The sequence below is a fragment of the Lutibacter litoralis genome (genome assembly GCF_014646675.1).
GTDB lineage: Bacteria > Bacteroidota > Bacteroidia > Flavobacteriales > Flavobacteriaceae > Lutibacter > Lutibacter litoralis.
In genome coordinates this window covers 24,982-37,015 of the sequence record NZ_BMNS01000007.1, presented here as the reverse complement: position 1 = coordinate 37,015, position 12,034 = coordinate 24,982, and the positions used below count along the sequence as shown (strand labels likewise).

Below are 12,034 nucleotides of genomic sequence, written 5' to 3'. Positions count from 1 at the left end.
AGGGCTTTTTTTAAAACCAATACCCAACATTAAAATGCCAATACTTTTTAGAATGATCTGGAGACCAAGAATAATTTATTTCAATAGGTCCTAAAAAAGTGTCTATTCCATAACCTACCATATAACCAGATTTGGTGTTTTCAAAAACCCTTCCTTCATTAAATAAATCGGGCTCTACTCTCGAATAATTAGCTGTTGCGGAAAAATAATTTTTAGGCAAAAACTCATACCTTAACGTTAAACCAGATTTTAAAAAAGCATCAGCTGTTAATTCTGCTAGATCATATCCGTAAAATGGTATAAATGAATTTATAAAGTTTTCGCCATACCCACCAACATTATAATCTAAGGCTCTATTATTATTATCACCAATTGTAAAACCAGCTTCTGAAATAAAATGTGTTGTTAATTTATTGAAAAAAGTATGCGCAAAACCAAACTTTCCTTTTAATTGAGAGAAGGAATTAAAGTTATTACCGTAATCACTAGAACTTAAAAACCATCTAAAACCTGTATCTAAAAACACTCCATGCTTTTGAAAATACTTTTTGTCATAGGTATCAATTTTTAAATATGCAATTAGATTTAAGTAATGTGAATTATCAAAATACAACCTTTTTTCTCTATTTGCAGTTATATTAGAATTAAGTGATGATATTGTTTCTGTAAATGCTTTTAAATGTTTGTGTTCTCCACCAATTCCCAAAGCGAACTCTCTATTAAAAACGGTTTGAAAATATATTTGGTTTGTAAAATCTTCATACACTAAATTTATTTCATTAACATTAGACTCTTCAATATTTGAATTCGTTAGCTCAAAATTTATATTTGCATTAAAACTATTGTACCTCGATTTTACACCAAAACTAGTATAAAACCCATTATCAATAAAATAATCGAAATTATATCGAATATTATCACCTAAAATTATGTCAGCGGAAATTATATCGTTCTTATTTAAAAGGTGTTTTGCGGTTGAATTGATAATAATACCTGTTTTGTATAAGTCATCAAAATGTGCCCCAAGTTGCAAATAATTAGAAATTCTATGCTCTTTAACTTTTAAGCTTAAAATACTACCTTCTTCATTTTCGGTATCATCTAAAATTTTATATTGAATATTTTCAAAATTGCCAGTAGCATAAAGGTTATTTATACTTTGAATTAATTTATTATAATCTGTTTTATCTTGCTTTTTTAGATTTAATTTACCAAGAATATATGCTCTTGTATAATTTAAATTCCCCTGAATCCTAATATCACTAATATCGTATTGTAACTGTTTTGTATCTATTTTAGCAGTTTCTTTGGTGGTTTGTTGTTTTGCTATGGCCTTAAGATTGACAATTTGTTCTCTAGCAGCAACATCACCTGCTTTCATAATTTCATTAATCTTATCAAAAGAAATAACGTTATAATTAGTCACATCTGGTTTTATAAGAACATCAACCTTGCTATATTTATAATTTAATGTTTTATACATCTGAAAACCAACTATTTGGTTTATTATTGCTACAGCCGAGTTCAAATTATCTTTTTTATCTAACCCACTTTGAATATCTACACCAATTATAACATCAGCACCCATACTTATAACTTCATCAACAGGAAAATTATTTACAATCCCTCCATCTGTAAGTATTTTTCCATCACTTTCTACAGGAGCTAATAATGTTGGGAATGAGCCACTTGCCTTAACCGCTTCGGGTAAAAAACCTGAATTTAATACTTCTTGTTTTCCTGTTTCTAAATTTGTTGCAATACAAACAAATGGAATTGGTAGTTTATTAAAATCGTTAATATTATTAACATGTTGTGTTAATTTAGTAAGTAAATTTAGTACACTTTGTCCTTCAGACAAAGCCCTGGGAATCCCAACTCTTTTATTTTTAACTGGTAATGAAAGTGCATATTTTTCTCCAATTTCTTTTTCATAAAATGGTTTTGATTTTCGTGGCATTTGATCCGTTAGAATAATATCAAAATCTATTACTTTTAATATTGAATCCAATTGATTTGCAGTATATCCTGAAGCATAGAGCGCACCAATAATTGCCCCCATACTTGTGCCTCCAATATAATCTACTCGAACTCCGGCTTCTTCTAAAACTTTTAAAACGGATACATGCGCGAAGCCTTTTGCTCCACCACCACTTAAAACAAGACCCACTTTAACATCTTGATTATTAGGTTTTTCTTGGGAAAAACTTACCAAAAATGTAAGAAAAAAAACAAAAATTAAAGTTCTTTTCACTTTGTTTTTAAATTTTTATAGTAATTAATTATTTTTATTGCCCGTGCTTTTCCAACTATTTTTTCTAACTCTTCAATTGAAGCCAAACGAACTCTTTTTACAAACTTAAAATGCTTTAATAAAGATACAACAGTTTGTTTTCCAATACCAGAAATTTGCGCTAATTCATTGTCTAACGCTTTTTTACTTCTTTTATTTCTATGGTGCGTTATGCCAAACCTATGTGCTTCGTTCCGTAATTGTTGTATTATCTTTAGCGTTTCAGATTTTTTATCCAAATATAACGGTACTGGATCTTCTGGATAATAAATTTCTTCGAGTCTTTTTGCAATTCCTATAATTGCAATTTTATTTCTTAGCCCTAAAATATCTAAACTTTTTAAAGATGATGATAATTGTCCTTTTCCACCATCTATTACAATTAATTGTGGCAAACTCTGCCCTTCTTCTAATAATCGTTTATATCTTCTAAAAACTACTTCTTCCATAGAGGCAAAATCATCTGGGCCTTCAACAGTTTTAATATTAAAATTGCGATATTCTTTTTTACTAGGTTTTCCATTTCTAAAAACTACACAAGCAGCAACCGGGTTTGTTCCTTGTATATTTGAATTATCAAAACATTCTATATGCCTTGGTTCGGCACTTAAGCGTAAGTCTTTTTTCATTTGCGACATTAACCTTTTTACATGTCGATCTGGATCTACAATTTTTATCTGTTTAAACTGCTCTTGTCTAAAATATTTTGCATTTCTAATACTTAAATCTACAATGCGTTTTTTATCTCCTAAAACAGGGACGGTAACTTTTAAATCTTCACCTAAATCAACTATAAAAGGCACATAAATTTCTTTAGATTGCGAATTAAAACGTTGACGAATTTCAACAATTGCGAGCTCTAATAACTCTTTATCTGTTTCGTTCAACTTCTTTTTAATTTCTATGGTGTGCGATTGAATAATTGAGCCATTTGATATTTTAAAGAAATTCACATAACTATAACTCTCATCCGAAACAATTGAAAAAACATCTACATTTGTAATGGAAGGATTAACAACGGTTGATTTTGACTGATAATTGGCTAATAAGTCAATCTTTTCTTTAATTTTTTGAGCCTCTTCAAATTCCATTTTATCTGCAAAATCAATCATTAATTGATGAAAAGATTTGATAGATTCTTTAAAGTTTCCTTTAATTATATTTCTAATTGCTACAATATTGGTATTATAACTTTCTTGAGTTTGTAAACCTTCACAAGGGCCTTTACAATTTCCAATATGAAAATCTAAACACACTTTATATTTTAATTCAGCTATATTTTTTCTACTTAAATCGTAATTACAAGAGCGTAATTGATACAATTCTTTAATTAAATCTAATAATGCTTTTGCAGTTCTTACGGAAGTATACGGGCCAAAATATTCCGAACCATCTTTTATAACATTTCTTGTTAAAAACACACGTGGAAATCGTTCTTTTTTAATGCAAATCCAAGGATATGTTTTATCATCCTTTAGCATCACATTGTATTTAGGCTGGTACTTTTTTATTAAGTTATTTTCTAACAATAAAGCATCCGTTTCCGTATTAACAACAATGTGTTTAATGGTAGCTATTTTTTTTACTAAAACCCTCGTTTTTCCGTACTCGTGGTTTTTATTAAAATAGGAAGCAACTCTCTTTTTTAAGTTTTTAGCCTTTCCTATATACAAAATAGTCCCGTTTTTATCGTAATATTGATAAACACCTGGTTGATTTGGTAAGGTTTTTATTTGAATCTCTAATTCCAAAAATTTATTGTTTTAAAAAATAAAAGTACTACTTTTTATATGGATTTTAGTTTCCTCTTAAAAATCTTCATAAAATTAATTTAATTACAGATTATTTATATATTTTTGCGAAATATTTAAAAAACATATTTATTTTACGTGTTTTTTACATAATTCATAACTATGGTTAACATGAAGTATTGGAAAAAATATTCAAAAGAAAAATTAATAAAAAGAATTGATACCGCATTAAATGCAAATGTAAATTTTCAAACTAGTAAGGCTTTGGGCTATCCTGTCTCAAGGTTAGATGAAAATGTATTTAACACCAGTGGTTCTTTTTTAGATGAGTCGCCTTTATTAAAATCATTTATTGCAAACCCTAACAATATTGGTTGTCATACTTTAGGAAAAAGTGAAGAAGCTTTTAAAGGTTCTCAAGAATTAGAGCGTGAAATTATTCAAGTTTTAGCTGTTGATATTTTTAAAGCAAAAGAAAATGAATATGATGGCTATATTGCTACCGGTGGTACCGAAGCAAACATTCAAGCATTATGGGTTTATAGAAATTTATACAAAAAAGAATTTAATGCTACTTTAGATGAAATGGTGATTTTATCTTCTGAAGACACTCATTATTCTGTTCATAAAGGGTCTAATTTATTAAGTATTGAAAATGTAAGTATTCCTGTTGATTTTAATTCAAGGGAAATTTTAAAAGACGAATTAGATAGTATTGTTAAAGATCTTATTTCGAATGGAAAAAAATACTTTATGGTTATTTCTAACATGGCTACAACTATGTTTGGTTCTGTTGATAATCCAGATATGTATGCAGAAATTTTAGAAAAATACAATGTTGCTTTCAAAATTCATGTAGATGGTGCTTTTGGTGGTTTTATTTATCCGATTTCAAACAAAAATTCTACCATAAATTTTGAAAATCCCAACATTTCATCTATCACAATTGATGCACATAAAATGTTACAGGCTCCATACGGAACCGGTGTTTTTTTATGTAGAAAAGGACTAATTGAAAATGTGTTAACCACAGAAGCACAGTATGTAGACGGAATGGATTTAACCATAGTAGGTAGCCGCTCAGGAGCAAATGCCATTGCGGTTTGGATGATATTATTTAGCTATGGTTATTACGGATGGTTCGAAAAAATTAATACCTTATTACTGCGCACCAAATGGTTTACAAAACAAATGGATGCATTAAATATTGAGTATTTTAGAGATCCTTTTATGAATATTGTAACTCTAAAATCGGAATATATTCCTAAAAATATTGCTCATAAATTTGGACTAGTTCCAGATACTCATAATGGTGCAAATAGTTGGTATAAAGTTATTATGATGGATCACGTTGAAATTGACGATTTAATAATTTTTGTTGAAGAATTACAAAAAGAACTTGTTTCGCTTGATATGAATTAAAAAGCGTAAAATAAATCAAAAAGTCTTATCCTCAACCATTTTTAACTTCCAAAAACAAGAGACTTTAAGTACTCCCAATTTGAAAAAATAGCTCTAAATACTAAAAATGTAACTACAAATACAATACCCGCTACTAACAGTTTTTTCTTTTCACTCATTTTAGACTTATTTATATTAACGACGAATATTTCTTAACTTCATTAAAAACTATTTTAACTATTTATGTAATGCTCCTCCTAAATAATAACCTATATCATACATATAATTCAGCAAAAGTAGTAAAAGCAATATGGATATTAACACTGTTAACAATAGATAAATAGGATTTCTAAATAATTTTTGAAGTTTAATCATAACTCAATTTATTTTCTACTAATTTAAAAAATTAAAAAACGTTGGCAAAAATAAAAATGTAATACACTCCTGTAATTACAAAAACAATTCCTGCAATAGTACGTGTCCATTTTTCAACTTGAGCAATTCTATTATAAAAAACACTTATTTTCGATGCTGCAAAAGCTAATAAATAGGTAAATACAATTACAGGAATTCCTGTTCCTATTGCAAAAACAATAGGCAAATACAATCCGTCAAGACTAGAAATTGTCATAGGAATTAACAATCCAAAATACAATGCGCCACTATATGGACAAAACGCTAAAGCGAAAAGAACCCCTATTAAAAAAGAGCCTAATAACCCTTTATTAATAAATTTTTTTGATAATTTTTCGGTAAAATTAAATTTTCCTAAAAAGTTTAGCCTAAGTATATTCAACATAATTAAGCCAAAAATAATAAGTAACGGTCCTAAATATTTTTCGCCATTTTGTTGAAAAAAACGGCCAACTTGAAATTTACTAGACCCAAAAAATAAAACAAGTCCAATTACAGTATAACTAAAAGCTCTTCCTAATGAATAAATAACACCACTTAAAAAAACCTTTCTTTTACTTGCAATATTTTTTGAAATAAAAGCTGTAGCTGTAATGTTTGTTGCTAAAGGACAAGGACTAATACTTGTCATTAAGCCCAAAACAAAAGCCGATAAAATTGGGATATTATAATTTTCAAGTAGTGCCTGTAAGAATTCCATTAGATTTTACTCAATTGCTTTTCGATTCTGCTTTTCAATCTTTTTGTAAATTCTGCTGTATTTTTTCCATACATAAAACCAAACTGCGTTAAATCTATTTGTTTTTCCTCTCCATTAGAAATTACATTTAAAAATAATGCGGTTCCAGTAGCTTGAAATTTTTCGGCAAGCTTATAATTATTTTCATCATCAACATTTACTACTTGAAAACTGATGGTACCATCTTTCAATTCTTTTTCAAAATTAGTTTCTAGCACTAATTTAGTATTCGATTCAATTGCTTTGCAAGTAATACATCTGTGTGTTGAGTGAAAATCTATTACTTCAATTTTGTTAACCGATTGTCCATACCCTGAAACAAAAAGCAAACAAAATACTACTACTAACTGTAAATTTTTCATTTTGTGAAATTTATATAATTAAAAAATAATATTAAATACATACCCCGAAATTATAATACAAACTGTAACCACAGAAAAGAAAATGGCTATTAATTTAATAGTCATTACTTTTTTTAATAACATTGCTTCTGGTAAAGACAAGCCTACAACACCCATCATAAAAGCAATCGCCGTACCTAAAGGAATTCCTTTTGAAACCAATACTTGAATAACAGGTAAAATTCCTGAAGCTCCAGAATACATGGGCACAGCCAACAACGTTGCAATTGGTACTGCAAACCAATTATCTTTACTTAAATACTCTTCAAAAAAACCATCTGGAATATAACCATGCATTAAACCGCCTATAGCAATACCTACAATTACATAAGGTACTATTCCCTTTAAAATAGTGCTGGTTTCTTTCCATATTGAAGGTAAACGATCTTTTAATGACATTCCTTCCAACTCAAAACGTTCAGTTTCTTTTTGCGAATTCTCTAATACTTGTTGTACCCAAGGTGTTAAATATTTTTCAAGCTTTAATTTTTGAAGAATTATACCAGAAATTGTCCCTAGTAAAACACCACTTATTACATAAATTATTGTTGTTTTTAATCCGAATAAACCTATAAATAAACCAATAGCAACTTCATTAACCAAAGGTGAGGTAATTAAAAATGCAAAGGTAACTCCTAAAGGAATTCCACCTTTTACAAAACCAATAAATAAAGGTACAGATGAACACGAACAAAATGGAGTTACAACACCAAAAAGTGAGGCCATAAAATACTCAAAACCATATAATTTTTTACGTGATAAATAATTTCTAACTTTTTCAACGGGAAAATAACTATTAACAATTCCCATAAAAAAGATGATTACAAAAACAAGTAATAGAATCTTTATAGAATCGTAAATAAAGAAATTTAATGCTTCCGTTAAATGTTTCCCTTCTTCTAATTTAAAAACATCAAATACCAACCAATCTGCAAATTGTTGAATCCAATCGAACATAACTATTTATAGTATTTTTTCTTTAACCACAATGAGACTTTCACCAGTAAAATTAAAACTGGAACTTCAACCAAAGGTCCTATAACACCTGTAAAAGCTTGCTGAGAATTAATGCCAAAAACCGCTATTGCAACTGCTATTGCCAATTCAAAATTATTTCCTGTAGCGGTAAATGCAACGGCAGCATTTCGTTTATAATCTATATTCATTGCTTTCCCAATAAAGAAACTCACAAAAAACATTAGTATAAAATAAATAACTAAAGGCACCGCAATTTTTAGCACATCAAAAGGAATTTCAACAATTAAATCGCCTTTTAAGCTAAACATTAAAACAATTGTGGCTAACAACGCAATTAAAGTAATTGGTGAAATAAAAGGAATAAATTTTCGATTATACCAATCTTCACCTTTATATTTTGTTAGATATTTTCTACTTAAGAACCCAGCTATTAATGGAATTCCTAAATAAATTAAAACACTTTTAGCAACTTCAAAGATTGTAATATTTACATCAAAACCTTCTAAACCAAAATAATTTGGTAAAACAGTGATAAACAACCACGTATAAAAACTGTATGTTACTATTTGAAATACACTATTTAAGGCAATTAATGTAGCACCGTATTCTCTGCTTGCTCCAGCCAAATCGTTCCATACAATTACCATTGCAATGCAACGTGCTAAACCAATTAAAATTAAACCCGACATGTACCCAGGTTCATCTCTTAAAAATATTATTGCTAACACAAACATTAAAATTGGACCTACAATCCAGTTTAAAAATAAAGACATGGACATTAATTTTGTGTCTTTAAAAACTGTTGGAATTAAGCTATAATCAACTTTTGCCAATGGTGGGTACATCATTAGAATCAATCCAATTGCTAATGGTATGTTTGTTGTGCCAACTGACATAGATTCAGTAATTGTGGAAGCTTGAGGAAAGAAATAACCGATGGCAACTCCAATTGCCATTGCTAAAAAAATCCACAAGGTTAGAAATCGGTCTAAAAATTTAAGTCTCTTTTTCATTATTTCTTTATTTGAGAAAATACAAACAACATTTCCGACGCTATTTGATTGCTTCTTTCTATATACTTTTCAGCTTGTTGGGGCGTATTATCAAACGCTTTTGGATCTTCATACCTAACAGGTATTCTACTTTCACAACCTAAAATTACAGGACAATTTTCATCGGCATGAGAACAAGTCATTAATGCTGCAAATTCTCCTTGAGGATTAAATTCACTATCATACGTTTTAGAAAATCCTATTATTGGATGTTCATTTTCAGCATATTTAATACTGTAAACGGGGTTTTCTGTTTCTGATATTTTCATAATTTGAAAACCAACAACACTTAACGCTTTTACAGCCATTGGAAACATTGCAGTAGCTTCGGTTCCTCCCGAATAACAATACACATTTTTTATATTACAATAATATGCAGCAGCTTGTGCCCATACCTGAGACAAATGACTTCTACGTGAATTATGTGTGCAAATAAAGTTTAGATTTACATTCTTTCCTTTAGAAACTTTAGATTGGATATAATCTACAAACGGTTGCAAATCTGCTTTTCTTTCTTCTGAAATAGGACTATCTTTCAATGCTTCAAAAGTGTTCTTAATTTCTTGAAATAACATAGTTGGTATTTAGTTAGTTTTATTAATAATTAGCAACAACCCGTTTCGCTTTCGTCAGTTGAGCAACAAGAAGATCCTGAAACTTCATCAGAACAACATGCGTTATTTGCAAAATTATCTACCAACAATGCTTTCAATTCATTTTTGCTTGGCACTTTTCCTTTTATCATTACTTTATTATCAATAACAACTGCTGGAGTTCTCATAACGTCATATGCCATGATATCCATAATTTCAGTTACTTTTACAATTTTAGCGTCAATGTTTAATTCATTTACAACTTCTGTTACCACTTTTTCAGTACTTATACAACTTGGGCAACCTGTTCCCAATATTTTTATTACTTTGCTCATAACTTATTAATTTTTATAATTTTAATTTGAGAATGCTATGCATTTCATTTTAAACTATTTTATATTTTAATATCTCTTTAAATTTAATTAACAGCAATTTGAATTAGGTAAACAACAATTTGAAACTTCACTTTCCAAATTTGAAAGATTAACTTTTGTTTTTTCTTGTGGAATACCACAATTATCCTTCGCTAAACAATCTGTTTGTTTTGTTGTTAATAAAAAGTTTGTACCATCAAAATCCAATCCATATTTTCCAATTGTAGTTGCTTGGTATTCTACTTCAATTTCTAAATTGCCAAGATCTAATAACTTATCTGACAACTCTATAATATGAATTAATTTTTCAGGATGTAATCGGTGATCATAATCATTTGCTTCCCACAACTGAAAATTTGCAACAACTTCATTTCTAAGTGTTCCTCCGCAATCTATAAAGTGCTTGGTTACCTTACCTACTTCGGTCACATGAAAGTGGCTGGGCACTAAACTACCATCGGGTAATTGAAAGGCTATAGCGTTTAAATTTTTTAGATGCTCTTTAATTTGTTGAATCCTCATTTCCTATTTTTTTTAAGTTAGTTAATCGCAAATACACGATTAAGGTTGTTAATTTTTTTTATTCACAAGAAACTATATTTCTATCACTAAAAAAGTTATTAAATAATTGCTTTGCCTTATCCCAATTTTCTTGGTTTATACAATATTTAATTTTTGGCGGATTTACTTCTCCTTGAATTAAACCTGCAGCTTTCAATTCCTTTAAATGTTGTGAAATTGTTGATTGTGCTAACGGAATCACTTCTAATAAATCTCCCGTAAAACAACAACTTTGATTTTCTAAATAATTTAAAATTTTAATCCGTGTTGGATGCCCTAAAGCTTTAGCAAATCGTGCCAACTCTTCAGTTTCAGCCAAATAATCTATGGTGTTAGTAGTTCTTCTCATAAGTTCATCGCAAATATACGATTAATAATTACATAAATTAAAATTTCCCTTAGTATATTTAATGAAAAGAATTAGTCGTGTTTTGGAAATGCCTTTTTATTAAAAACAATTAATATACCAACTGCCGTAGAAATAGCAGTATCGGCAACATTAAAAATAGCATTAAAAAAGGTGAAAGGTTTGCCTCCCCAAATAGGCAACCATTCTGGTAAATCACCACTCCAAATAGGGAAATAGAGCATGTCTACTACTTTTCCATAAAATAATTCGCCATAAGGCTTTTCGGCAAATAATGTAGCAACTCCATTTATGGGTGTGTCAAAAATTACCCCGTAAAAGACAGAGTCTATAATATTACCCATTGCTCCTGCAAAAATTAGTGAAATGGCTACAATTAAAATATTGGGTGCGTTTTTTTTAACTGAAGAATACAACCAATAGCCAATACCTGCAATTGCAAATAATCTAAATATTGTTAAAAATAATTTTCCTGATTTCCCGCCAAATTCAGCTCCCCAGGCCATCCCATTATTCTCAATAAAATAAATACGAAACCAATCAAAAACCACTACTTCCTCTCCGTAAAAGAAATTAGTTTTAATATAAATTTTACTAATTTGATCTATTAATAAGATGACAACTATTATTGCTATTGCTTTTTTCAACTTTTTTGAGCTTTTGTTTGATGTCAAAAAAATGAAGCTTTCAAATTAAGAAAGCTCCCTTTTTCTTTAAAAATTATAGTTCTTATTGTTGCATGTTTTTAGCTTCAATACTTAATGTTGCATGCGGAACTAACTTTAAACGTTCTTTTCTAATTAGTTTTCCTGTAACACGACACACGCCATAGGTTTTGTTTTCTATGCGTATTAAAGCGTTTTTTAAATCTCTAATAAACTTTTCTTGACGAATAGCTAATTGTACATTTGCTTCTTTAGACATTGTTTCAGAGCCTTCTTCAAAAGCTTTAAAAGTAGGTGAAGTATCATCAGTTCCGTTATTGCTATCGTTTTTAAATGAACTTTTTAATAAGCCTAAATCCTCTTCAGCATGTGCAATCTTATTCAAAATTATTTCTTTAAATTCAGCTAAGTCTTTATCTGAATATTTATTTGTGTTTTCATTCAT

At 29.2% G+C, this 12,034-nt stretch carries 13 protein-coding genes; 1 reads left to right on the top strand and 12 read right to left on the bottom strand.

What is annotated here, in order from left to right; all coding sequences use genetic code 11:
• Positions 1-10: 10 nt before the first annotated feature.
• Positions 11-2,254, bottom strand: coding sequence for a patatin-like phospholipase family protein (locus IEW75_RS11735; RefSeq protein ID WP_134249038.1), 2,244 nt, complete (start codon positions 2,252-2,254; stop codon positions 11-13).
• Positions 2,251-4,044 carry an excinuclease ABC subunit UvrC gene (gene uvrC, locus IEW75_RS11730; protein WP_134249039.1) on the bottom strand — a complete coding sequence of 598 codons (1,794 nt, stop codon included), beginning with the start codon at positions 4,042-4,044 and terminating at the stop codon, positions 2,251-2,253. Before uvrC ends, IEW75_RS11735 begins: the two co-directional genes overlap by 4 nt.
• A 171-nt stretch (positions 4,045-4,215) precedes the next feature.
• Here uvrC and IEW75_RS11725 point away from each other — a divergent pair, with 171 nt between their 5' ends.
• Entirely contained in the window at positions 4,216-5,466 is a 1,251-nt protein-coding gene (locus tag IEW75_RS11725; protein WP_134249040.1) for a pyridoxal-dependent decarboxylase, read from the top strand.
• Positions 5,467-5,851: 385 nt separating this feature from the next.
• Here the strand turns inward: IEW75_RS11725 and IEW75_RS11720 are convergent, their stop codons facing one another.
• The 10 genes from IEW75_RS11720 to IEW75_RS11675 all read right to left on the bottom strand — a co-directional run bounded on the left by IEW75_RS11720 (position 5,852) and on the right by IEW75_RS11675 (position 12,034).
• Positions 5,852-6,559 carry an aromatic aminobenezylarsenical efflux permease ArsG family transporter gene (locus IEW75_RS11720; RefSeq protein ID WP_134249041.1) on the bottom strand — a complete coding sequence of 236 codons (708 nt, stop codon included), beginning with the start codon at positions 6,557-6,559 and terminating at the stop codon, positions 5,852-5,854.
• The gene (locus IEW75_RS11715) at positions 6,559-6,960 is read right to left on the bottom strand and encodes a nitrophenyl compound nitroreductase subunit ArsF family protein (protein ID WP_134249042.1); all 402 of its coding nucleotides are present in this window, start codon (positions 6,958-6,960) and stop codon (positions 6,559-6,561) included. The genes IEW75_RS11720 and IEW75_RS11715 overlap by 1 nt, the downstream gene beginning before the upstream one ends.
• A gap of 18 nt (positions 6,961-6,978) precedes the next feature.
• Complete coding sequence (locus IEW75_RS11710) at positions 6,979-7,956, bottom strand: permease (RefSeq protein ID WP_134249043.1); 978 nt, start codon at positions 7,954-7,956, stop codon at positions 6,979-6,981.
• 2 nt (positions 7,957-7,958) lie between these two features.
• Positions 7,959-8,990, bottom strand: a complete 1,032-nt coding sequence (gene arsB / locus IEW75_RS11705; protein WP_134249044.1) for an ACR3 family arsenite efflux transporter — start codon at positions 8,988-8,990, stop codon at positions 7,959-7,961.
• The gene (locus IEW75_RS11700) at positions 8,990-9,604 is read right to left on the bottom strand and encodes a low molecular weight phosphatase family protein (RefSeq protein ID WP_134249045.1); all 615 of its coding nucleotides are present in this window, start codon (positions 9,602-9,604) and stop codon (positions 8,990-8,992) included. The genes arsB and IEW75_RS11700 overlap by 1 nt, the downstream gene beginning before the upstream one ends.
• A gap of 29 nt (positions 9,605-9,633) precedes the next feature.
• Entirely contained in the window at positions 9,634-9,957 is a 324-nt protein-coding gene (locus tag IEW75_RS11695; protein WP_134249046.1) for a thioredoxin family protein, read from the bottom strand.
• An 87-nt stretch (positions 9,958-10,044) separates the two neighbouring features.
• Positions 10,045-10,518 (bottom strand): DUF6428 family protein, encoded by a 474-nt coding sequence (locus IEW75_RS11690; RefSeq protein WP_134249047.1) that lies wholly within the window; start codon positions 10,516-10,518, stop codon positions 10,045-10,047.
• A 58-nt stretch (positions 10,519-10,576) separates the two neighbouring features.
• Positions 10,577-10,906 carry an ArsR/SmtB family transcription factor gene (locus IEW75_RS11685; RefSeq protein ID WP_134249048.1) on the bottom strand — a complete coding sequence of 110 codons (330 nt, stop codon included), beginning with the start codon at positions 10,904-10,906 and terminating at the stop codon, positions 10,577-10,579.
• A gap of 71 nt (positions 10,907-10,977) precedes the next feature.
• Positions 10,978-11,571, bottom strand: a complete 594-nt coding sequence (locus IEW75_RS11680; protein WP_134249049.1) for a lipoprotein signal peptidase — start codon at positions 11,569-11,571, stop codon at positions 10,978-10,980.
• A gap of 82 nt (positions 11,572-11,653) precedes the next feature.
• Complete coding sequence (locus IEW75_RS11675) at positions 11,654-12,034, bottom strand: TraR/DksA family transcriptional regulator (RefSeq protein ID WP_134249050.1); 381 nt, start codon at positions 12,032-12,034, stop codon at positions 11,654-11,656.

Excerpts from the sequence above, each read along its gene's own strand:
- IEW75_RS11715 (WP_134249042.1), bottom strand. The coding sequence starts at position 6,960 with ATGAAAAATTTACAGTTAGTAGTAGTATTTTGTTTGCTTTTTGTTTCA.
- IEW75_RS11725 (WP_134249040.1), top strand. The coding sequence starts at position 4,216 with ATGAAGTATTGGAAAAAATATTCAAAAGAAAAATTAATAAAAAGAATT.
- IEW75_RS11710 (WP_134249043.1), bottom strand. The coding sequence starts at position 7,956 with ATGTTCGATTGGATTCAACAATTTGCAGATTGGTTGGTATTTGATGTT.
- arsB (WP_134249044.1), bottom strand. The coding sequence starts at position 8,990 with ATGAAAAAGAGACTTAAATTTTTAGACCGATTTCTAACCTTGTGGATT.
- IEW75_RS11675 (WP_134249050.1), bottom strand. The coding sequence starts at position 12,034 with ATGAATGAAAACACAAATAAATATTCAGATAAAGACTTAGCTGAATTT.
- IEW75_RS11720 (WP_134249041.1), bottom strand. The coding sequence starts at position 6,559 with ATGGAATTCTTACAGGCACTACTTGAAAATTATAATATCCCAATTTTA.
- IEW75_RS11685 (WP_134249048.1), bottom strand. The coding sequence starts at position 10,906 with ATGAGAAGAACTACTAACACCATAGATTATTTGGCTGAAACTGAAGAG.
- IEW75_RS11690 (WP_134249047.1), bottom strand. The coding sequence starts at position 10,518 with ATGAGGATTCAACAAATTAAAGAGCATCTAAAAAATTTAAACGCTATA.
- IEW75_RS11700 (WP_134249045.1), bottom strand. The coding sequence starts at position 9,604 with ATGTTATTTCAAGAAATTAAGAACACTTTTGAAGCATTGAAAGATAGT.
- IEW75_RS11695 (WP_134249046.1), bottom strand. The coding sequence starts at position 9,957 with ATGAGCAAAGTAATAAAAATATTGGGAACAGGTTGCCCAAGTTGTATA.